The organism is Orrella daihaiensis (assembly GCF_022811525.1).
In the GTDB taxonomy this organism is placed as follows: Bacteria; Pseudomonadota; Gammaproteobacteria; order Burkholderiales; family Burkholderiaceae_B; genus Algicoccus; species Algicoccus daihaiensis.
Genome location: NZ_CP063982.1, coordinates 2,566,076 through 2,587,194, shown reverse-complemented (window position 1 = coordinate 2,587,194; position 21,119 = coordinate 2,566,076). Strand labels below are relative to the sequence as shown.

Annotated in this window: 17 protein-coding genes; 8 read left to right on the top strand and 9 right to left on the bottom strand. The window is 53.5% G+C overall.

What is annotated here, in order from left to right; translation table 11 throughout:
• Positions 1-113: 113 nt before the first annotated feature.
• The 4 genes from DHf2319_RS11880 to gltX all read right to left on the bottom strand — a co-directional run bounded on the left by DHf2319_RS11880 (position 114) and on the right by gltX (position 6,680).
• Positions 114-623, bottom strand: a complete 510-nt coding sequence (locus DHf2319_RS11880; RefSeq protein ID WP_243478571.1) for a histone H1-like DNA-binding protein — start codon at positions 621-623, stop codon at positions 114-116.
• Positions 624-871: 248 nt separating this feature from the next.
• On the bottom strand, positions 872-2,089 hold the full coding sequence (locus tag DHf2319_RS11875; protein ID WP_243478570.1) for a ribonucleotide-diphosphate reductase subunit beta: 1,218 nt from the start codon (positions 2,087-2,089) through the stop codon (positions 872-874).
• Between the two features lie 34 nt (positions 2,090-2,123).
• Positions 2,124-5,048 carry a ribonucleoside-diphosphate reductase subunit alpha gene (locus DHf2319_RS11870; protein WP_243478569.1) on the bottom strand — a complete coding sequence of 975 codons (2,925 nt, stop codon included), beginning with the start codon at positions 5,046-5,048 and terminating at the stop codon, positions 2,124-2,126.
• A 204-nt stretch (positions 5,049-5,252) separates the two neighbouring features.
• Entirely contained in the window at positions 5,253-6,680 is a 1,428-nt protein-coding gene (gene gltX, locus DHf2319_RS11865) for a glutamate--tRNA ligase (protein ID WP_243478568.1), read from the bottom strand.
• A gap of 289 nt (positions 6,681-6,969) precedes the next feature.
• Here gltX and DHf2319_RS11860 point away from each other — a divergent pair, with 289 nt between their 5' ends.
• Positions 6,970-9,426, top strand: coding sequence for a bifunctional acetate--CoA ligase family protein/GNAT family N-acetyltransferase (locus DHf2319_RS11860; RefSeq protein WP_243478567.1), 2,457 nt, complete (start codon positions 6,970-6,972; stop codon positions 9,424-9,426).
• On the opposite strand, the gene DHf2319_RS11855 is transcribed toward DHf2319_RS11860, so the two are convergent.
• Complete coding sequence (locus DHf2319_RS11855; protein ID WP_243478566.1) at positions 9,423-10,094, bottom strand: alpha/beta hydrolase; 672 nt, start codon at positions 10,092-10,094, stop codon at positions 9,423-9,425. The two genes, DHf2319_RS11860 and DHf2319_RS11855, sit on opposite strands and share 4 nt — an antisense overlap.
• 4 nt (positions 10,095-10,098) lie before the next feature.
• Positions 10,099-10,659, bottom strand: a complete 561-nt coding sequence (gene yjgA, locus DHf2319_RS11850) for a ribosome biogenesis factor YjgA (protein WP_243478565.1) — start codon at positions 10,657-10,659, stop codon at positions 10,099-10,101.
• A gap of 78 nt (positions 10,660-10,737) precedes the next feature.
• Here yjgA and pmbA point away from each other — a divergent pair, with 78 nt between their 5' ends.
• From pmbA to argC, 4 genes are all read left to right on the top strand, one after another.
• Positions 10,738-12,093 (top strand): metalloprotease PmbA, encoded by a 1,356-nt coding sequence (gene pmbA / locus DHf2319_RS11845; protein WP_243478564.1) that lies wholly within the window; start codon positions 10,738-10,740, stop codon positions 12,091-12,093.
• A gap of 173 nt (positions 12,094-12,266) precedes the next feature.
• Positions 12,267-12,695: a 50S ribosomal protein L13 gene (gene rplM, locus DHf2319_RS11840; protein ID WP_243478563.1), complete on the top strand. Its 429-nt coding sequence runs from the start codon at positions 12,267-12,269 to the stop codon at positions 12,693-12,695.
• A gap of 9 nt (positions 12,696-12,704) precedes the next feature.
• On the top strand, positions 12,705-13,097 hold the full coding sequence (gene rpsI, locus DHf2319_RS11835; RefSeq protein WP_243478562.1) for a 30S ribosomal protein S9: 393 nt from the start codon (positions 12,705-12,707) through the stop codon (positions 13,095-13,097).
• 191 nt (positions 13,098-13,288) lie between these two features.
• The gene (gene argC / locus DHf2319_RS11830) at positions 13,289-14,350 is read left to right on the top strand and encodes an N-acetyl-gamma-glutamyl-phosphate reductase (protein WP_243478561.1); all 1,062 of its coding nucleotides are present in this window, start codon (positions 13,289-13,291) and stop codon (positions 14,348-14,350) included.
• Here the strand turns inward: argC and DHf2319_RS11825 are convergent.
• The gene (locus DHf2319_RS11825; protein WP_243478560.1) at positions 14,329-15,768 is read right to left on the bottom strand and encodes an amino acid permease; all 1,440 of its coding nucleotides are present in this window, start codon (positions 15,766-15,768) and stop codon (positions 14,329-14,331) included. The genes argC and DHf2319_RS11825 overlap by 22 nt on opposite strands.
• A gap of 234 nt (positions 15,769-16,002) precedes the next feature.
• Here DHf2319_RS11825 and erpA point away from each other — a divergent pair, with 234 nt between their 5' ends.
• A complete protein-coding gene (gene erpA / locus DHf2319_RS11820) occupies positions 16,003-16,371 on the top strand; it encodes an iron-sulfur cluster insertion protein ErpA (protein ID WP_243478559.1) in 369 nt (122 codons plus the stop codon).
• A gap of 6 nt (positions 16,372-16,377) precedes the next feature.
• Here erpA and DHf2319_RS11815 read toward each other — a convergent pair whose 3' ends face one another.
• Both DHf2319_RS11815 and DHf2319_RS11810 read right to left on the bottom strand, forming a co-directional pair.
• The gene (locus DHf2319_RS11815; RefSeq protein WP_243478558.1) at positions 16,378-17,478 is read right to left on the bottom strand and encodes an anhydro-N-acetylmuramic acid kinase; all 1,101 of its coding nucleotides are present in this window, start codon (positions 17,476-17,478) and stop codon (positions 16,378-16,380) included.
• A gap of 12 nt (positions 17,479-17,490) precedes the next feature.
• Positions 17,491-18,831, bottom strand: coding sequence for a M23 family metallopeptidase (locus tag DHf2319_RS11810; protein WP_243478557.1), 1,341 nt, complete (start codon positions 18,829-18,831; stop codon positions 17,491-17,493).
• Positions 18,832-19,041: 210 nt separating this feature from the next.
• Here DHf2319_RS11810 and tyrS point away from each other — a divergent pair, with 210 nt between their 5' ends.
• Positions 19,042-20,292, top strand: a complete 1,251-nt coding sequence (gene tyrS, locus DHf2319_RS11805) for a tyrosine--tRNA ligase (RefSeq protein WP_243478556.1) — start codon at positions 19,042-19,044, stop codon at positions 20,290-20,292.
• A 167-nt stretch (positions 20,293-20,459) separates the two neighbouring features.
• Positions 20,460-21,101, top strand: a complete 642-nt coding sequence (locus tag DHf2319_RS11800) for a YbhB/YbcL family Raf kinase inhibitor-like protein (RefSeq protein ID WP_243478555.1) — start codon at positions 20,460-20,462, stop codon at positions 21,099-21,101.
• Positions 21,102-21,119 lie beyond the last annotated feature (18 nt).

Sequence of the window (21,119 nt, the reverse complement as noted above, 5' to 3'; positions counted from 1 at the left end):
CTTGTGCTCATTGTTGCCATGTCCGCATTGTCGCATGATGCTTTGACACATCAACAAAAAACCGCCCGGCAAGTGAATGCCGAGCGGTTTGTTGACCTAATCAGTCGTCCGATTTACGGACGGCCGCCGGTCGGAAATGGCCAAGAAGCGGCCGGATTCAGTGCCGTTTTTGCACCCGGGGCAGCAGCCGTTGAGGGCTTGCTGGCAGCAGGTTTTCTTACGGCAGCTTTTTTAGCGCTTTTTTTTACAGCCTTTTTTGCCGTAGCCTTCTTTGCTGGTGCCTTTTTAGCGGCTGCTTTCTTAGCAGGCGCTTTTTTGGCGGGCGCTTTTTTAGCGACGGCTTTCTTAGCGGCAGCTTTTTTGGCGGGCGCTTTCTTAGCAGCTACTTTTTTGGCAGGCGCTTTTTTAGCGACGGCTTTTTTAGCCGGTGCTTTTTTGGCAGCGACTTTCTTGACGGCCTTCTTCACAGCTTTTTTAGCTGCAACTTTCTTGACCACCTTCTTCACTGCTTTCTTGGCGACGACTTTTTTAGCTGGTGCCTTCTTGGCGACGACTTTCTTTGCCGGAGCCTTCTTCACCGCTTTTTTGACGGCCTTCTTTGCTGCTTTTTTGGCTGTTGCCATGGTCTTACTCCTATAGATCAGGTACCTAAATGGAACGCGCGCCTTGAGATCCACTCAATGGAGTCGACCACAAGGCTCGCGCTATTCACCAAAGCCATCTGCTGTCTGGTACCGACCGACAGACGACTCTAGCGAATTCTGCACGACCACCAAACCACTCAATCAGAGTCGTTTGGCAATCGATGGTTGGCAACTTGTCTGGTCACCAACCAAATTTGGCACGTGCGTGTCAGTACCTGACTAGCTCTTTATTCCCAATTTAGGGCACCACCGGTTTGGTACTCAATGACACGCGTCTCAAAGAAGTTACGCTCTTTCTTCAAGTCAATCATTTCAGCCATCCACGGGAAGGGATTCTCTTCCTGGGCAAACAAAGGCTCTATGCCAATCTGTTGGCAACGACGGTTGGCGATGAAACGCAAATATGACTTGAACATCGGCGCGTTTAAGCCCAGTACGCCACGAGGCATCGTATCCTCGGCATAAGCGTACTCAAGGTCAACAGCTTGTTTAAACAGCTCGCGAATCTCTTCGCGGAACTCGGGAGTCCATAAGTGCGGATTCTCGAGTTTGATGGTGTTAATCAGATCAATACCAAAATTGCAGTGCATGGACTCATCGCGCAGGATGTACATGTACTGTTCGGCAGCGCCAGTCATCTTGTTTTGACGGCCAAGCGCCAGAATCTGTGTAAAACCAACGTAGAAAAACAGCCCTTCCATCAGGCACGCAAAAACGATCAGAGACTTCAGGAGTTTCTGGTCAGTTTCCGGTGTGCCCGTGTTGAAGTTAGGATCAGCGATGACGTCAATAAAAGGAATCAGGAACTCATCTTTGGCGCGAATGGACGGAATCTCGTTATAGGCGTTAAAGATTTCACCTTCATCCAGATCAAGGCTTTCTACAATGTACTGATAGGCATGCGTGTGGATGGCTTCTTCAAATGCCTGACGCAGTAAAAACTGTCGGCATTCGGGGGCAGTAATGTGGCGGTAGGTGCCAAGCACAATATTGTTGGCTGCCAGAGAGTCGGCCGTCACAAAGAAGCCGAGATTACGCTTGACGATGCGACGCTCGTCTTCCGTCAAGCCGTTGGGGTTTTTCCACAACGCGATGTCACGCGCCATGTTGATCTCTTGTGGCATCCAGTGGTTAGCGCAAGTCGCTAAGTACTTCTCCCATGCCCATTTGTATTTGAAGGGCACGAGCTGGTTGACATCGGTCTTGGCGTTGATGATGCGCTTGTCAGCAACATTGACACGTTGCTGAGAGGCATCGGCGCCACCGATACCGCCCATGGGGCCAGTCGGCGCATGGTCAGCGGTCGCGCTTTGCGTGACTCCGGGGGTAGGCATGGCGGCGTCGCCGAATACGCCAGTTGCTTGACGCAAACCGGTGGGCTCAGCAGCCGCTGGTGTAGCCGATGGTTGTGCAGTTGGGGTGATTTCGTCGTTCCAGTTCAACATCTCGATTTATCCTTTGTCGTGTTCGTGGTCTGGGTTATTGGCAAGCTTCGCACTCTTCGAAACCAGGGTCACCTGGTCTCATGGTGCAGGCCACACCCACCACTTCCGGCTCGGGCATCGCACTACTGGCAGCAGCACTTGACGAACTGCCAGCACCCATGCTGACAGCGTTTAACTCACCACCACGGCCTGTGGACTTCTCGGCACTGGTGGCTCCCAACGTACGCAGGTAATAAGTTGTCTTCAAGCCACGCAGCCAGGCAAGCTTGTAAGTGTCATCAAGCTTTTTGCCTGAAGCGCCCGCCATGTAGATGTTTAATGACTGTGCCTGATCGATCCATTTCTGGCGACGTGCGGCACACTCAACAATCCACGAGGTGTCCACTTCAAATGCGGTGGCGTATAGCGTGCGCAAATCGGTCGGGATGCGATCGATGCGGGACAGACTACCGTCGAAGTATTTCAGGTCGGCGACCATGACTTCGTCCCAGAGTCCCAGCTTCTTGAGGTCACGTACGAGGTAGTCATTAACTACAGTGAACTCGCCGGATAGGTTCGATTTGACGTACAAGTTTTGATAAGTAGGTTCGATGCACGCTGATACACCGATGATATTTGAAATTGTTGCAGTTGGGGCAATTGCAATGCAATTTGAGTTGCGCATACCCTGTTGTTTGATGCGTGCACGCAACGAATCCCAATCCATCGTGCTCGATTCATCTACTTCAACGTAGCCACCTCGTTGTTCACGCAACATCGCAAGTGTGTCTTGCGGCAAGATGCCACGCGACCACAACGAGCCATCGTAGCTTTCATAACGGCCGCGTTCAGCAGCCAGATCGCTTGATGCGCTGTATGCGTAATAGCAAACCGCTTCCATTGAACGATCAGCAAACTCGACTGCCGCTTGCGATGCATAAGGAACACGCATCACGTGCAAGCAATCTTGGAAGCCCATGATGCCCATGCCTACCGGGCGGTGACGCAGGTTTGAATTGCGAGCCTTCTTTACCGCATAGTAGTTAATGTCAATCACGTTATCGAGCATGCGCATCGCGGTATTGATGGTCTTTTGCAGTTTGTCGTGATCAAGCGTGTGGCCACCCTGTCCATCTTCTTTGAGATGTGCAACGAGATTGATTGAGCCGAGGTTGCAAACAGCGATCTCGGAATCATTGGTGTTCAGCGTGATTTCTGTGCACAGGTTGGAGCTGTGAACCACACCCGCATGCTGCTGCGGTGAACGGATGTTGCATGGATCCTTGAACGTAATCCAGGGATGACCGGTTTCAAACAGCATCGACAGCATACGACGCCAGAGATTTAATGCTGGCATCTTTTTAAACAGCGTGAGCTCTCCCCGAGCTGCTTTGTCTTCGTAGGCAACGTAGGCTTTCTCGAATTCGTCACCAAACTTGTCATGCAGATCCGGGCAGTCAGAGGGCGAGAATAGCGTCCAATCGCCACCCTCCATCACGCGTTTCATGAACAGGTCTGGAATCCAGTTGGCGCTATTCATGTCGTGTGTGCGGCGACGCTCATCCCCGGTGTTTTTGCGCAGCTCAAGAAATTCCTCGATGTCCAGGTGCCAGGTCTCGAGGTAGCAGCACACCGCACCTTTGCGCTTGCCGCCCTGGTTGACTGCAACGGCGGTGTCGTTGACCACTTTCAGGAATGGCACCACGCCCTGACTTTCTCCATTCGTACCTTTGATGTGGCTTCGCATGGCGCGCACGGGTGTCCAGTCGTTGCCTAGGCCGCCCGCGTATTTCGCCAGCAGCGCGTTTTCTTTGATGGCTTCATAGATGCCATCCAGATCGTCGGATACGGTAGTCAGATAGCAAGACGAGAGCTGCGAGTGCAATGTGCCTGAATTAAAGAGAGTCGGTGTGGAGCTCATGAAGTCAAAGCTCGACAAAATCTCATAAAACTCAACGGCACGGGCTTCGCGGTCAATCTCGCGTAAAGCCAGGCCCATGGCGACTCGCATGAAGAACACTTGGGGCAGCTCGATGCGCTGGCCCTTGATGTGCAAGAAGTAGCGGTCATACAAAGTTTGCAAGCCCAAGTAATCAAACTGCAGATCACGCTTGCTATCTAGTGCCTCACCAAGACGCTTTAAGTCAAACTGGGCCAGTTCGGGATTGAGTAACCCACCTTCAACGCCCTTTTTAATAAATTTGGGGAAATAATTAGCGTATTCCTTTGCCATCGCCTCTTGCGAGACTTCCTGATCCAGTACTTCTTTACGGATACTGTGCAACAACAGTCGTGCCGTTGCCTTGCTGTAGGCTGGGTCTTTCTCTACTAGCACCCGGGCCGCGAGAATCGCTGATTTATAGACCTCTTCAATTTGCACACCGTCGTAGAGGTTTTTTAAGGTCTCCTTCAGGATCAGCTCAGTGTCCACAAACTCGCCAAGTCCTTCGCCTGCAGCCTCGATGGTGGCCTTCAATTTGGCCATATCTAGTGGCTTGGTAACACCGTTGTCGGTGACATTGAATGTGTGCTCAACCGGTGCTTGCTCCGGTGCGCCCGATTTGGCCCGCTCGGCGGCGCGCTCTTGGGCGCGTCGCTCGCGGTACAGCACGTAAGCACGGGCTACATCGTGCTCGCCGGAGCGCATGAGCGCTAGTTCAACAGCGTCTTGTACATCTTCGATGTGAAATGTCCCGCCATTTGGACGGCCACGCACCAGGGCGTTGACTACTTGATGCGTCAGTTGCTCGACAAGTTCGCGCACACGGGCAGACGCCGCACCTTGGCCGCCGTTGACGGCCAGGAATGCCTTGGTCATGGCGATCGCGATTTTGCTGGGCTCAAACCCAACCACAGCACCATTACGTCGAATGATGCTGTAGTGTGCCCAGGTGCTCTGTGGCGTGGTTGGCGCAGCGGCGGGGGGTGTCGGTATTTGACCGACTGGATCGGCGGTGGGGGCGGTGTTGGCAACTTGCATGTGGACTCCTGCTTAAGGACACGGCTCACCGTGTGCGGAAAGCCTGTGTTGGCGTAAAAATGCCGCGAGCCAGACGCGACATTCGTGAGACATAAAACACTAGATGTTGTGTATTTCTACGATTCGTTCACAAATTCTAGTGTTTACTCGCCTTAGGAGCAACAGTTGGTTACCTCGAAAGTCGTACGGGTATTCCCGCACTGATTAGTCAGTCACAAGCCCAAATGCCCGCAGTCTTTGGCCAACGCGCTCGCGACCCATGAGTTCGAGCACGGCATCAATGGCGGGTGTTTGTGGGGTTCCCGCCACGATTAGTCGCAGAGGTATGGCAATTTGCGGCATTTTTAGGCCATGCTCTGCCAAAGTTGTCTTGATGGCTGATCCGATTTCGCTACTGGTCCATTCGGTGGCTTGACTCTTTGCCCAAAAATCAGCCACGGCTTGTTTGGCCTCTAGCGTCATATGCTTGGCAATAAGCTCTGGATCTGGCTGTTTTGCTTGTCCACAAAACAGCATGGCTGCCTCGGCCAATTGTTCGAGTGTTTCACTACGATCCTTGAGCAAACTGACCGCAGCTGGCAAGTCAACCGAATCGGGGTCGCCTTCTCGCGCAATGATTCGGCCCCGTATTTCCTTGGCTAGCCATTGATTGCTAGCCTCTTTTATATAGTGCGCATTCACCCAGTTCAGCTTTTTGGGGTCCCACTGCGCGGCTGATCTTGACAGATTGTGGCCGTCAAACCATTGAATGAGTTGTTCACGACTAAAGATTTCATCGTCAGCGTGGCTCCAACCGAGTCGCGCCAAGTAGTTCACCATGGCCTCGGGCAGGTAGCCCGCTTTGTCGTATTCGATGACGCTGACCGCACCGTGGCGTTTGGACAGCTTTTGCCCATCGGGTCCGAGGATCATCGGCACGTGCCCGTAGGTCGGAATGGGTGCGCCAAGTGCCTTGAGGATATTGATTTGTCTCGGGGTGTTATTAACATGATCATCTCCACGCAGCACGTGGGTGATGCCCATGTCCCAGTCATCGACTACTACGCAGAAATTGTAGGTGGGTGTGCCGTCGGGGCGCGCGATGATCAGGTCATCGAGCTCTTCATTGCGGATGCTGATGGTGCCTTTGACCAAATCATCCCAGCAAGTGACGCCGGACTCAGGGTTTTTAAACCGTACCACGGGCTTGCGACCTTCGGGAATGGGGGGCAGGGTTTTGCCGGGCTCAGGGCGCCAAGTACCGTCATAACGGGGCTTATCCCCGCGCGCTTTGGCTGCCTCGCGCATGGCATCCACTTCCTCAGGCGAGCTGTAGCAGTAGTAGGCCGTGCCGCTTTCGAGCATCTGAGCGATCACTTCTCGATACCGATCCATATGCTGCATTTGGTAGAACGGACCTTCATCGGGGGTAAAGCCCAGCCATGCCATGCCATCAAGAATGGCTTGCACTGCTTCTGGCGTTGAGCGCTCGAGATCCGTGTCTTCAATCCGCAAAATGAAGTCGCCACCGAAATGCTTGGCATAAGCCCAGCTGTATAACGCGGTGCGCGCACCCCCTAAATGCAGAAAGCCAGTGGGCGAGGGTGCAAAGCGGGTACGTACGCGAGAGGTTTGATTTGAGAGTTCAGTCATGGATGGTTCGCTCTGTCCGGTGCAATGTGCAGAAATGACATCAATATATAGAGAGTGTTTGGAAAGCGTCTGCTGCAGGCATATTGAAGCATTGCTTCAGAAATTTGATCCGGCACAAAGGTTGCTAGCTAGAAACCGACAAGATCGAACAAAATGCCTCGCATAAAACTGACACAAAACTGACTTTTATTTGACTTAGAGCATGTTGCGGCGCAACATAGTGCTGTTAGTATCAAAATATTCATATTTTAGAGGCAGAATTAAATAACAGCTGCCTGAAGCCGACATCATGTTTCGCCACAAACTCGACCCGCTGTTTCAGCCCAAAAGTCTGCTGATTGTCAGTGACAATCCACTGCCAGTGTTCCAAGCCTTACCCTCGGGCATTCGGGCAAATACTACCCGAGTAGATGCCGAGCCTGGTCAGTTGCCTGACTTCCCCGCAACGCTTGCTGGTGTCAAGCCAGGTAGTCGGCTTGATTTGGCTGTCGTCTGTATGCCACCGCTCATGTTAGAGGAGGTGTTTGAGGCCATAGAGCGTTATCGTCCCATGGCACTGATTGTGATGGCACATGAAGTGATCGATCCAGATCCCGATCGAACGCGCCGCTTATGCGGTGACTGGGCTCGCACCAATCATTGTGCGTTGCTAGGTCCATTCTCATTTGGTCTACAACGACCTAGCCTTGGCTTGAATTTGAGCCAGCATCCTTTGCTGGCTCACTCGGGGCGCGCGGCTCTGGTTGCTCAATCACGCACCATCATGGCCAGTGTGCTGGATTGGGCAGATGATGTTCATGTGGGCTTCTCTGCCGCGATTGCGCTCGGGCAGGAGTCAGTGACGCGCCTACCTGACGTACTTGATTATCTTGCAACTGACACACGAACTGACAGTATTGCGATTTACATCGATGACGAGCTCGAATCGGGCAGAGAGTTTATGAGTGCCATCCGGGCCGCAGCCAGTGTGAAGCCCGTGGTAGTCCTTAAAGCAGGTGCCGCTAATGAACCCAGACAGGCCGATCTGGCGTTTGACGCGGCCTTGCGCCGTGCCGGGGCGGTGCGGGTGCGTTACTTTATTCAGCTCTTTTCTGCCTTGAAGGTGTTTAACTACAGTCGTCGTCCTCGTGGGCGTCGAGTAGCCGTATTCGCCAACGGCGAGGCACCAGCGAGGTTAGCGCTAGATATGTCCGCTGAAGACGGACCGATCATCAGAGCAGAGTTAGATGCCAAGACAATTCGAAGACTGTCCAAGTTGCTTGAGCCCGGGTCAAAGACACACAATCCGGTCGTTACCCATCAGCCCCTAACCGAGCCGTTGGTCAGAGAGATTTTGCAGCTGCTGATGGAGGATGCTGGCGTTGACGGCGTTTTAGTGATGTTTGCGCCCGACCCGCGCTCGGACTTTAATCGAGTGTCAGCAGCTTTGGCCGAGTTTGCGCCCAAAGCATCTAAGCCGGTGATTAGCTGTTTTATGGGTGATGCCGGTATGCGACCTATCCGCAGACGCCTAGACGATGCCGGCACTTCTGCGTTTCGCACGCCAGAATCAGCGGCCAATGCCTTTGGCATTTTGGCGGCCTATCACTACAACCAAGAGTTGCTGCTGCAGATTCAGCCAGCTGAGCCAGAGCACGGCAAGCCGATGATTGAGCAGGCTCGTGCACGGATCCGTGAATCGCTGGGCCACGGTAACGAGTGGCTTGAGCCCGATGCTGCATGGGCACTGATGCGTGATTTCCATGTGCCTCTACAGCAGCTCGACAAACCAAGCATCAAGCCTTTGTCGATTGATGACTTGCCAGCCGCCGTTTGGGTTGAGCGCGATGCCAACTTCGGACCCGTCATCCGTTTCGGGGCTGGGGGTGTTTTAGGGAGGTTTGCACCTGATCAGGCTGCGGCTGACCTTGCGCCGTTAAATTATTTTCTGGCTAGACGCATGGTCAAGCGTAGCCAGTTCTGGAAAAAGCTACCACGGGGCTTTTACCCGGAACCGGTGTTTGAGCAGTTACTCATGTTGCTCGAACTGCTCTCAGACTTGGTGAGTGAGTGCCCAGAAGTATTGAGCCTGCGCATTGATCCCATCGTGGTTCGTGGGCAGGCGTTGATGACATCAGCGATTCATATCCAAATCAGTCAGACCCATGGCGCTAAAGATCCGGCGGTAGATGGATACGCTCACATGTCAGTGCACCCTTATCCTCGGCGTTGGGTGCAGCGTCTGCCGCTTGGCGATGACAAAGTGGGTGTTTTGCGGCCGATCCGGCCAGATGATGCACAGGCTTTGCAGGACTTTATCCGTGGGCTGTCAGAGCAAGCGCGGTACATGCGTTTCGTGTCCATGATGCGTGAACTGACGCCGCGAATGTTGTCGCGCTACACCCACGTTGATTATCACCGCGAATTGGCGTTGGTGGCGACGTGCGAACTAGCGCAAGGCCAGGGCCAACCGCATGAGACGATTGTCGGCTTGGCGCATTACCTGCGTAATCCCGACGGTCGTGGGGCTGAGTATGCATTGGTGATTGGTGATGATTGGCAGGGCCATGGTTTGGGTCGTCGCTTGATGAGTCGCTTGATCGATGCCGCTCGTGAACAGGGGTTGGAGTACATCGAGGGTATGGTGCTATCGAACAATCGGCCGATGTTGTCTTTGATGACTAAACTTGGAATGACCAACGATCCTGATCCAGATGACTCATCCATGCGCCGCGTTTGGATGAGTCTGGAGCCGGCCGTTTTCTAGTGCAGCACTGATTGCAGGAATTGCGCGATATCGTGCACTTCCTCTGGGCAAACGCTATGGGGCATAGGGTAGGTATGCCAATCAACCGAGTACCCGTGAGACATTAAAAGCTGTTGAGTGCTTTGGCCACGTTCTAAGGCAACGACCGGGTCGTGAGTGCCATGGGCTAGAAAGATTGGCGTTGGCTGATTGGCCTGCGCCCAATGCGGCGCGGCTCGATCGGCCAGTGGCAGGTACCCTGACAGTCCAATCAAGCCAGCCAGTCTTTCCGGATAGCGCAGACCGGTGTGCAACGTCATTGCACAGCCTTGCGAGAAGCCAGCGAGCACGATGTTGCCACTCACCACCCCGCGCTCGTTTTCTCGTTTGATCAAGTCACTGATCATCTGCTCAGACTCCAGAATGCCGGCGTCATCCTCCAGGCGCACCAGCGCGGGGGTCAGGATGTCATACCATGCGCGCATGGCCATGCCCCCGTTAATAGTTACCGGACGCACAGGTGCATGCGGGAAGATAAAGCGTGTCGGTGTCGTCATGCCCAGGGCGGGTACCAGTGGTTCAAAATCATGCCCATCAGCGCCTAGCCCATGTAGCCAGATCACACTCTGAGTCGGGTTCGGTCCAGTCTCTCGCTCGAGGCATTGCAATACACGGTGTGCGTCAGTCATTGCTTCAATCCATAGTGGTTTGGTTGTTCTCAGGGGCTGGTGTGGCAGCTTTGATGGCCTGATATAGGGCACGATAGTGCTTGCGCTGGGGTTCCTGACCGGGTAGCAGCGCCAGGTTTTTCTTGTGCTCAGCGCGCGCTGCGCGAATCAATGATCGAAAGGCCTGCACGTCCACATTCGGATGCGCGTCTAACCAGGGCGTCAGCGCGGCATCGTCAGCGATCAGTTTGTCCCGGTCTCGTTCAATCGAATGCAGATAGGCGGTTTCCTGGCGAGAGCCATTGGCCCAGGTGTCCATCTGCTGACGGATTTGCTCGGCCGGCGCATCGCGCATGAGCTTGCCAACGTAGTGAATTTGTCGCCGGCGTCCCTCACGGGCCGTGGTGCGCTGGGCCAGAAGCACAGCATCGCGCAGTTTTTCACTTAGTGGCAACTGCTTGACGCGTTCAGCACTTAACTCAACGATCGCTTTGCCAAGCTCTTGCAATGCCAGCATTTCGCGTTTGACTTGCGATTTGCTCGGGCGCTCATCGAATTCCTGATTGTCGTGATCTTCTTGGGTCATTTGATGCGTTGATTACCTGTCCTTCAGTATCATACGGGATTACGCTATTTACTTAGATCATCCAAAGGTCAATTGCACATGCAGCCACTGCCTCACCAAGAACATAGAGCCCAATTTGAAGACCTTGTCACGCAAGCCCTTGCGTTCGCCAAAACGCTGGGTGCCAGTGATGCCGTGGCCGAGGTCTCAGAGGGCCAAGGCCTGGCCGTCAATGTGCGTTTGGGCGAAGTCGAGACGGTTGAGCAAACACGCGACCGCTCGCTGTCTATTACGGTGTATGCCGGTCAACGGCGCGGGTCGGCCTCAACCTCGGACTTTTCCCGGGTCGCGCTTGAGCAAACTGTTCAGGCAGCCTGGCACATCGCACGATACACCGCTGAAGATCCTGCCGCTGGCTTACCAGAGGCGGATAAGCTTATGTTACAGGGTAGTCCCGACCTATCCCTCTACCACCCGTGGGCTATCACGGTTGATGAAGCCGCCAGGCTCGCCATTGAGGCTGAAGAGGCAGCGCGCGGCGTGAGCAAACAGATCACCAACTCAGAAGGGGCAAGTGTTGACAGCCACGAGGGTCAGTTTGTGATGGGTAACACCCGTGGATTTCTGGATGGATACACATATACCCGTCACGGCCTGTCGGTGGTGCCTATCGCTGGGCGTGGTGACAATATGCAACGTGACTATTGGTATACCAGTGATCGCATTGCGCATCGGCTGGCTGCACCAGCCGAGGTAGGGCGATATGCGGCGCAACGGGTGTTGTCGCGGCTTAATGCACGACGTTTGTCGACCCGGCAAGTTCCGGTACTTTTCGAGGCGCCATTGGCGCTAGGGTTGCTTGGTGCGCTCACGCAGGCTGTCAGCGGCGGTGCTCTGTATCGCAAGACAACGTTTTTGCTTGATTCGCTGGGGCAATCGATATTTCCGGACCATGTGTTTATTGATGAAAACCCATTTGTTCCAGCCGCGTTAGGTTCTGGGGCATTTGATGATGAGGGTGTGCGTACCGAACTGCGTCAGATTGTGTCAGCGGGGATTTTGCAAAGCTACTTCCTGTCCACCTACACGGCACGTAAGCTCGGCATGCAGACCACTGGCCACGCTGGGGGTTCACACAATCTGAGGCTTTACTCCACCAAAACAAACCCGTCCGATGATCTTGCAGGTATGTTGAAAGAGATGGGTACGGGGCTCTTGGTGACAGAGTTAATCGGGCAGGGCGTGAACTATGTCACGGGCGACTATTCTCGCGGTGCATTTGGTTACTGGGTAGAAAATGGGGAAATCCAATATCCCGTTCAGGAAATCACCATTGCGGGGAATCTGAAAGACATGTTTCGTCAGATTGTGAAAGTGGGTGCAGATGAGCTCACGCGAGGCAGCAAGACGACTGGCTCAATCCTGATCGAACGTATGTCGATTGCTGGAACTTGAGGGGCCTCGGGAACCACGAAAGTCACTGATTTCATGATAGAATCTTCGATTACCTTGCGAAAGGCCGCAGTGGTACGGACGGGTTACACGTCTTGACGGGTGCGGACAGACTAAGGGTAAGTAAGCAGAACTTGAAGATGGTCTTCGGTTCGTAACGTATTTAGGATCCAATCATGAAAACCTTCGTGGCTAAGCCGCATGAAGTAAAGCGTGACTGGTTTGTGATTGACGCCAAGGGCAAAGTCCTGGGTCGTGTGGCCAGCGAAGTCGCACGCCGTTTGCGCGGAAAACACAAGCCTGAATTCACACCACACGTTGACACGGGTGACTATATCGTCATCATCAACGCGGCTGACATCGTTGTCACCGGCAACAAGGCATTGAACAAGAAATACTATCGTCACTCGACTTACCCAGGTGGTATTTCGGAGACGAACTTTGCCAAGATGCAAGAGCGTTTCCCGGGTCGTGCGATCCAGAAAGCAGTCAAGGGTATGTTGCCTAACGGCCCGCTTGGCTACGCGATGATCAAAAAGCTCAAGATCTACGCTGGTGGCGAGCATCCCCATGCTGCACAACAACCGCAGCCTCTCGACTTCTAAGGACGCGTCATGATTGGTAATTGGAACTATGGCACTGGCCGCCGCAAGACTTCGGTGGCTCGCGTGTTTCTTAAAAAAGGTACTGGCAAGATCATGGTCAACGGCAAGCCCGTTGATGAGTTCTTTGCTCGTGAAACAGGCCGCATGGTCGTGCGTCAACCGCTTGAACTGACTGGCCATCTAGAATCGTTTGACTTTCATATCAACGTACACGGCGGTGGCGAAAGCGGTCAGGCCGGCGCGGTGCGTCATGGTATCACCCGTGCGCTGATTGATTACGACGCAACGCTCAAGCCCGCATTGTCCAACGCAGGCTACGTCACCCGTGACGCCCGTGAGGTTGAACGTAAGAAAGTTGGTTTGCGCAAGGCACGTCGCCGCAAGCAGTTCAGCAAGCGCTAAGCTGCAAGCTCAACTTTGGTTGCAACCTTGGTTGCGATCCCTGTTGCACAAAAATGCCGCCCCAGTGTTGTTTTCGGGGCGGTATTTTTTATGGCTAAGGTGCATTGTCGACTTCTCCAAAAAGTCTGGTTCGCTAACCATGACTACGCACTAGAATGACGCTTTGAGCATTCAGTTACAGGGTTTAGGTCATGTCCTCATCTCACACCCCTATCAAAGTTGGCATTGTTGGTGGCACGGGCTACACCGGCGTGGAACTTTTGCGTTTGCTAAGCCAGCATCCGAATGTAAAGTTGACCGCGATTACGTCGCGTAAAGAGTCTGGAGTGTTGGTGGCCGATATGTATCCCAACTTGCGCGGCAAGGTGGACTTGGCGTTTTGTACGCCTGAACAAGCAAACTTAACCAGTTGTGATGTGGTTTTCTTTGCCACCCCACATGGTGTGGCCATGAGCCAGGCAAAAGAGCTCTTGGCTGCCAATGTCAAAATCATTGATCTGGCAGCAGACTTTAGGTTGCAGGACACGGCAGTGTTTGAGCATTGGTACAAAATGCCGCACGCCTGCCCCGATATCCTGGCAGACTCAGTCTATGGTTTACCGGAGTTGAATCGCGAGGCAATTGCAGGTGCCAAAGTGGTGGGTAATCCGGGTTGCTATCCGACCACAGTGTTGCTTGGCTTGGCACCGTTACTGAAACCTAACGTGTTGATTGATACCAAGGACATCATTGCAGACTCCAAGAGTGGAGTCAGTGGCGCTGGCCGGGGTGCCTCAGTTGGCAGTCTTTTTTCTGAAGTTAGCGACAGTTTCAAGGCCTATGGCGTATCCGGCCATCGCCATCACCCGGAAATTAAGGCGCAACTCGATTTGTTGGCAAATGCATCAGTGAATCTCACGTTCGTACCCCATTTGGTACCTATGGTGCGTGGCATGTTAAGCACCTTGTATGTCAAACTTTTACCGGGTGCGCAAGGTGTTGACCTGCAGGCGCTATATGAACACTTCTACGCCAACGAGACATTCGTGGATGTCATGCCTGCTGGCAGTCTGCCAGAAACCCGATCGGTGCGTGCCTCCAATCAGTTGCGCCTCGCGCTTCATCGTCCGCCTGGTCATCCTGATCGTCTAATTGTGTTGGCGATTCAAGACAATCTAGTCAAAGGTGCCTCCGGGCAAGCCGTGCAGAACATGAATCTGATGTTTGGCTTGCCAGAGGCCACTGGGTTATCTCAGGTCGCCATACTACCCTGATGTTGCGCGAGCTTGTGTGCGCCGCGTTGACCAAATGCGGCGTAAAAAAGTAGCGCCAAACTCAGCCAGAGTAAAAATAATGTAAATACGGTGCCGCTTAGGTTGGCAATCAGATAAATGCAGGCAGCGATGCTAATGATTGGTGTGGCCGGATACAGTGGAACACGAAACTCTGGTGGCGTATGTTTGCGCTGGCGCAACAGGATCAGGGAAATCGCCACGGCGATAAACACCATCAGTGTTCCAAGGCTCACCATCGCCCACAAGACGTGGCTTGGGAAAAATCCTGCTAACGGTGTAATAGCCAAGCCTGCTAAGAGTGTGCCGGCTTTAGGGCAATGCGTTTTGGGATCCGTGCGTGCCAAACACTTCGGCAATAGTCCATCACGTGCCATGGCAAAGTAGATCCTTGCTTGCCCAAATAGCGTGAGAAATGTGACGCTAAATATGGAGATCACCGCACCGGTTGCCAGCATGATGGCGGTTGCCGGACTTTCGGTAGCTCGCATCAAAATAGCGGGCAGTGCTCCGCCGACACCCACAAACTGATCGTATGTTTGTACCCCCAAACCACTGACGGCCACGAGCACATAGACAGTGGTGACAATCAATAACGCCGTGCAGATCGCCCGGGGGATATTTTTTTGTGGGTTGATTGCTTCTTCGCTGGCGTTAACGACGGAGTCAAGGCCCACAAAGCTAAAGAAGATGATGGCTGCAGCAGCGCTGACACCGCTGATGCCAAATGGCATGAAGGGTGCGAAGTGCTCGATTCTGAACACTGTTAATGACATCGCTACAAACAGCAGCAAGATGCTGACTTTGGTGATGGTGAGCCAAGCGTTCAAGCGAGCCGATTCTTGCGAGCCCCGCAGCAGTAGCAAGGTGCACAGCCACACCACCGCGATGGCTGGTAGATTCACAACCCCCGTACCACCGAACTCAAGCCCTTCGACGTCTGATAGAAGTGGCGGTGTACGCCACATCTCGGGGATAGCTGAGCCTGTCACCATCTCAATCAACTGATTTAGATAGGTGCTCCAGCCAACAGCGACGGCTGCACCGGCAATGCCCCATTCCAGCAAAAGGCAGGCAGCGACCAGCACGGCGGCTCCCTCGCCCATGGTGATGTACGTGAAGGTGTAAGAGGCGCCAGATACCGGTAGCGCACTCGAGACCTCGGCGTAGCAAAGTGCGGTCAGCCCACCCGTGATGGCGGCCAGTAAAAACGAAATAATGACGGCAGGGCCTGCGATTGGAACAGTTTCGGCCATGGCAAAGAAAATCCCTGTGCCCAGGGTGCTGCCGACTCCAACCAGGGTGAGTTGAGTCAGACTGATGGTGCGAGGCAGTTGCTGTTTGGCGGATTCGGATGTTGGATTCGGCAGGGGTTTTTTGTGGAAGAAGCGATAGAACATGAGTCTGTTGTGAATTGGATGAACGGCGGGTTCGCAGTTTATTTCTTTTTGATAATATTTGCCAAATAAGAAATTAAATAATTTATATATCAATGTCGCCGCGTGCAAGACGACATGCGATTGACGGCACATGCCCTTGATATGACTAGGGTTTATACTGAGAAAGTGTTGGATTCAGCGTATCTTCCACATAACGGACAAATGCCCTCCGAAATTGCGTAGTAAGGAAAAATCATGAGTAATGTCACTGAAACTGTTGATCTGCAGTCGCCGCCAGAACCGATCATTTTTACGGAGTCTGCCGCCGATAAGGTGAGGGATTTGCTCATCGACGAGGGCAACCCAAACTTGAAGTTACGCGTGTTTGTGCAAGGCGGTGGTTGTTCAGGGTTTCAGTATGGTTTCACGTTTGATGAAGACATCAATGACGATGACACTGCCCTGGAGAAAAATGGTGTGCAGTTGTTAGTTGACCCGATGAGCTTTCAATATCTAGTGGGCGCTGAGATCGACTACAAGGAAGATCTCGAGGGCGCTCAGTTCGTGATTCGTAATCCGAATGCCACGACGACGTGTGGTTGTGGGTCTTCTTTCTCTGTTTAATGAGAGCTAAGCGGGCCAGCACGCACCTAGAATCCTAAAGCCATTGGCGCCGGTCACCTCAGGAAGGTTACCGGCGTTTTTGTTCAGATGCGCCCAAGCCAGCCAGGCAAATGCCAACGCTTCCATGTCTTGAGTACCGATACCCAGTGTGTCGGTCGTACTCACCGGTCCCTCCCACGCCTGGGCTAACCGCTGCATGAGTTCGAGGTTCCGAGCGCCACCGCCGCAGGCGTAGATAGGCACGTCGACAAGGTCTTGTTGCCCGAGTGCCGCCACGATAGATTGAACGGTCAGTGCCAGTAGAGTGGCCTGCGTGTGGGCTGGCTCGACTGACTCAAACCCCGATAGACGGCTGTCTAACCACTGTGGATTAAACAGATCGCGTCCGGTGGATTTCGGTGGTGGCAGGGCAAACCAGGGCTCCGATTCGATCAAGTGCTTAAGCAGTTTTGGATGGGAAGGGGCAGACGCTGCCCATTTGCCATCTGCGTCATAGAGTTTGCCGGTATGGCGTTGACACCAAAGGTCAAGCAGCATGTTGGCCGGTCCGGTGTCAAAGCCGATCACAGGACGGTCAGGTCGCAACAGGGTGACGTTGGCAATCCCACCGAGATTAAGAATCACAAGTGGTGTATCGGTACCAAACACGGCTCGGTGAAATGCTGGTACTAGCGGGGCGCCCTGGCCGCCGGCTGCCACATCACGACTACGAAAATCTGCAATGACTGCAATGCCCGATAGCTCAGCCAATCGGGCGGGTGCTAAAAGCTGTGAGGTGTATCCGAGTTCCGGACGGTGCCGCACTGTTTGGCCGTGCGCTCCAATTGCCGCGATGTCTACAGGCTTTAAGCCCGCTTGTTCCAGCAGGTTGAACACGACCCGAGCGTAGAGGTCTGATATCGCGTTAGCAGCAAGCGCAGATCGATGCAGTTCGTTGTCACCAGGCGTGTTTAGCGCCAATAGCTCTTGGCGCAAGCTAACGGGAATCTGCTCGCTGGCTTTGGAGAGGATTTGAGGCCGTCCAGACTCTGAGAAATAAGACAGCACGCCATCCACGCCATCGACGCTCGTGCCTGACATCAGGCCGATGGTGTGGCAGGCGGTCATGGATAGGCGGCGTTAGCGTTCAGCAACCTGTAGGTTGCGGTCAAGGTCTTGCAATTCAGCAATTCGCTCGAGTTGATCGCGCCAGGGCAAGGCATGCGCGTAAAACTGTTGGCGCTGTTTGTCATCAAGCTTTACCGCTTCAGGCATCCTGACCCCAAGGGGATCCACCGGCTTGTTGTTCACCCGGAACTCATAATGTAAATGAGGGCCTGTTGACCACCCTGTTGACCCCACATAGCCGATGATTTCGCCTTGAGCGACTCGATCACCACGCTTTAATCCCTTGGCAAAGCGGCTCTGGTGCGCAAACAAGGTTGTGATGTTGTTTGGGTGGCGCAAGATGATGGTTTTGCCAAATCCACCCTTGGTTCCAATGAAGTCCACAACCCCATCGCCGGTGGCTCGGATCGGTGTGCCCGTTGGTGCCGCGAAGTCGATTCCATTGTGCGCTTTCCAGCGTTTGTGGATTGGGTGCATGCGCTTGCCAAACTTGGAGCTGACACGGGTAAATGGAATAGCGCTACGCAAAAAGGCTGCTTTCAGGCTCTTGCCGTCTTTATCGTAGTAGCCGCCATGTTGACCTTCGGGGGCGAACCACATGGCTTCAATGAGCTTGCCGTCATTGATATATTGAACGGCCAACACGCGACCTGATCCGGTTGGTCGGCCCTCATGCATGCGTGTTTCGTACAGAACCCGGAATTCGTCACCCTTGCGTATGTCGCGCAGAAAGTCGATTTTGCCGCCCAGGATTTCAGCCATTTGCATGGTCACGCCATCGGGTACGCCAGCCGCATCGGTTGCCCCGAAAAGTGACGAGTTGATCACCCCGGCAGCCAAATGCATTTGCGACTCTGTGTTAGCCGATACCTCTTCTGCTGTGAATGATTTGTCACCCAGTTTGGTAATCAAAAGGTACTCGGTTTGGTATTTGCCTTTGTTCTCCGTGATCGGCGTGTGGTAATAGCGTATCCATTTCATGCTGCCATCGCCGTCAAGTGCTGCTTGCACGGTGCGACCTGGCACAAGCCCCCGAGCGGCCTTGCGAGTGACCGCCTGTGAGGAAATAAAGGCCATGAAGCCTTCTTCCTGGATACCGAGTCTTTCCAGAATGCTAGCGACAGTATCGCCAGAGCGAATCCTGGTTTCGATTTTTTGTTCGAACTCTAAAGCCGTGGTGTCGCGGGACTCCAGAGGCGGCAACTGAAACACCAACGTGTCAGTAACCAGGTTCTGAGAGGGAGCCGCACCGCGCTCCGGTGTGACCATCGCGAATGCCCCAGCAGCGACCAATAATCCTCCGGCAGACACGCCGAGCACAGTTTTTATGGGTCGTCTGGATTTCGCTGGCATTAAGATAAAACCTCGGTGTATGCAGTGGGGTTGACTCGTATTTGTCAGTACAAAACCACGGGCACCTTCAGTGTCCGAAGCGATTCCTGTCATAATGTTAGCTTAATTCTCAAATACTTAACAACCATTGACCTGCCACAAGCGTCAGGGTTCCTCAGTCGGGAATTCGACGCGTTGGCGTGTTTAAGAACTGTTCTTCGTTTCACTGACATGAGCAATCCAACGAGCACCAAGCCAGACACCGTGATCTATCCGATTACCGACCGCGTCAAGCACAGTCTGGAGGTGGCTCTTCGCAGTTGCGATGAGTTGCTGGTTCAAGACGAATTTGTCCAAAAACTTGCGCGTAGTGAGGCGACCAAGACACCTTTGCGCATCAAGCTTGGCCTTGACCCCACTGCACCTGATATTCATCTAGGGCACACGGTGGTTTTGAACAAGCTGCGACAACTGCAGGATCTCGGTCACACGGTGATTTTTTTGATTGGTGACTTCACCTCAATGATCGGCGACCCATCCGGGCGCAATACCACTCGCCCGCCGCTGACGCGGGAGCAAATTGAAGAGAACGCTAAAACTTATTACGCTCAGGCGAGCTTGGTCCTTGATCCTGAGCGCACCGAGATTCGCTACAACTCAGAGTGGTGTGATCCGTTGGGTGCACGTGGCATGATCGAGCTTGCCTCGCGCTACACCGTCGCGCGGATGATGGAACGAGAGGATTTCACACAGCGGTTTCGCAATGGTGTTTCTATTTCGGTGCATGAGTTTCTCTACCCCTTGATGCAGGGGTATGACTCTGTGGCGTTAAAGGCGGATTTGGAGCTAGGCGGCACTGATCAGAAGTTTAATTTGCTTGTCGGCAGGGAGTTGCAAAAGGAGTATGGTCAGCAACCACAATGTATTCTGACTATGCCCTTGCTCGAGGGCACCGATGGTGTAGAGAAAATGTCCAAGTCCAAGGGTAACTACATCGGCATCAGCGAACCCCCGGATTCCATGTTTGGCAAGCTGATGTCAATCTCTGACATACTGATGTGGCGCTATTACGACTTGCTTTCGTTTAAGCCAGTCGCAGACATCAAGGCCTTGCGCGCTGACACTGAGGCCGGACGCAATCCACGTGATGCCAAGGTTATGTTGGCAATCGAAGTCGTGGACCGGTTTCATGGGGCTGGAGCTGGACAAAAGGCACTCGAGACATTTGAAGCTCGCTTCAGGGATGGTGCTATTCCTGAGGATATGCCTGAAGTCACCATTGCCGAGCCTGAGATTGGCGTCTTAAAAGCGTTGCGTCAGGCAGGACTTGTCAGCTCTGGATCAGAAGCGCAGCGTAATATCGAGCAAGGTGGCGTTCGTATCGACGGCGAGAAAGTATCTGACAAAGGGTTAACCCTAGGTTCAGGTACTTATGTTCTGCAAGTAGGCAAGCGGAAATTTGCTCGTGTTAAGGTTGGATGAAAGCTCTGATCAAGCCGTCCTCAAGTACGGTTCTTGCCGCAACACCAAACTCGCATAAGTTTGGTAAAAGATAAGGCTGATAGCCGACATTAAAAAGATGCAGTTCGGACTGATTTGGTCGGTCCGCAGGGGTGGCTGTCCCACTCCAATTTGATTAGGAGAAGCATATGAAGTTATCTAGCCATTCATTCGCAGATCAGGCCTGGATTCCTGAGCAATTCGCGTTTGGCAAAATCGATCCCCAATCTCATGTGGCCTTGTCCGAAAACATCAACCCTCATCTGCTTTGGGAACAGGCACCGGCCCACACCAAGTCTTTCGTGGTGATTTGTCATGACCCGGATGTGCCAAGCAAAGCAGATGACGTCAATCAGGAAGGCCGCGAAATACCTGAGGATTTGGCGCGAATCGACTTCTTCCATTGGGTGCTCGTGGACATGCCAGCCGATAAAACCGAGATAGCAGAAGGTGAGTACAGCTGCGAAGTCACGCCTCGTGGCAAGGGTGGACCACTTGCGCCTCATGACACCCGCCAAGGCGTGAACGACTACACCAACTGGTTCGCCACCGATCACGACATGTCCGGTGACTATTTTGGGTATGACGGTCCATGCCCACCCTGGAATGACTCGATTTTGCATCGCTACGTGTTCACGGTCTATGCGCTTGACATTGAGAAACTGCCCCTAGAGGGCAAGTTCAATGGCCAGCAGGTACTAGAGGCCATGGACGGGCACGTTCTGGACAAGGCTAGTCTGACGGGGATTTACACCTTGAATCAGCGCTTGGCTCCTGCTCAGGTCGGCTAACAGCAACTGGCAGGCGTG

What these genes read in the sequence shown, in the direction of transcription:
- DHf2319_RS11855 (WP_243478566.1), bottom strand. Translation starts at nt 10,094, where the DNA reads ATGACTGACGCACACCGTGTATTGCAATGCCTCGAGCGAGAGACTGGA.
- DHf2319_RS11815 (WP_243478558.1), bottom strand. Translation starts at nt 17,478, where the DNA reads ATGACCGCCTGCCACACCATCGGCCTGATGTCAGGCACGAGCGTCGAT.
- DHf2319_RS11800 (WP_243478555.1), top strand. Translation starts at nt 20,460, where the DNA reads ATGAAGTTATCTAGCCATTCATTCGCAGATCAGGCCTGGATTCCTGAG.
- DHf2319_RS11870 (WP_243478569.1), bottom strand. Translation starts at nt 5,048, where the DNA reads ATGCAAGTTGCCAACACCGCCCCCACCGCCGATCCAGTCGGTCAAATA.
- rplM (WP_243478563.1), top strand. Translation starts at nt 12,267, where the DNA reads ATGAAAACCTTCGTGGCTAAGCCGCATGAAGTAAAGCGTGACTGGTTT.
- tyrS (WP_243478556.1), top strand. Translation starts at nt 19,042, where the DNA reads ATGAGCAATCCAACGAGCACCAAGCCAGACACCGTGATCTATCCGATT.
- argC (WP_243478561.1), top strand. Translation starts at nt 13,289, where the DNA reads ATGTCCTCATCTCACACCCCTATCAAAGTTGGCATTGTTGGTGGCACG.
- gltX (WP_243478568.1), bottom strand. Translation starts at nt 6,680, where the DNA reads ATGACTGAACTCTCAAATCAAACCTCTCGCGTACGTACCCGCTTTGCA.
- yjgA (WP_243478565.1), bottom strand. Translation starts at nt 10,659, where the DNA reads ATGACCCAAGAAGATCACGACAATCAGGAATTCGATGAGCGCCCGAGC.
- DHf2319_RS11880 (WP_243478571.1), bottom strand. Translation starts at nt 623, where the DNA reads ATGGCAACAGCCAAAAAAGCAGCAAAGAAGGCCGTCAAAAAAGCGGTG.
- pmbA (WP_243478564.1), top strand. Translation starts at nt 10,738, where the DNA reads ATGCAGCCACTGCCTCACCAAGAACATAGAGCCCAATTTGAAGACCTT.
- DHf2319_RS11810 (WP_243478557.1), bottom strand. Translation starts at nt 18,831, where the DNA reads ATGCCAGCGAAATCCAGACGACCCATAAAAACTGTGCTCGGCGTGTCT.
- DHf2319_RS11875 (WP_243478570.1), bottom strand. Translation starts at nt 2,089, where the DNA reads ATGTTGAACTGGAACGACGAAATCACCCCAACTGCACAACCATCGGCT.
- rpsI (WP_243478562.1), top strand. Translation starts at nt 12,705, where the DNA reads ATGATTGGTAATTGGAACTATGGCACTGGCCGCCGCAAGACTTCGGTG.
- DHf2319_RS11825 (WP_243478560.1), bottom strand. Translation starts at nt 15,768, where the DNA reads ATGTTCTATCGCTTCTTCCACAAAAAACCCCTGCCGAATCCAACATCC.
- erpA (WP_243478559.1), top strand. Translation starts at nt 16,003, where the DNA reads ATGAGTAATGTCACTGAAACTGTTGATCTGCAGTCGCCGCCAGAACCG.
- DHf2319_RS11860 (WP_243478567.1), top strand. Translation starts at nt 6,970, where the DNA reads ATGTTTCGCCACAAACTCGACCCGCTGTTTCAGCCCAAAAGTCTGCTG.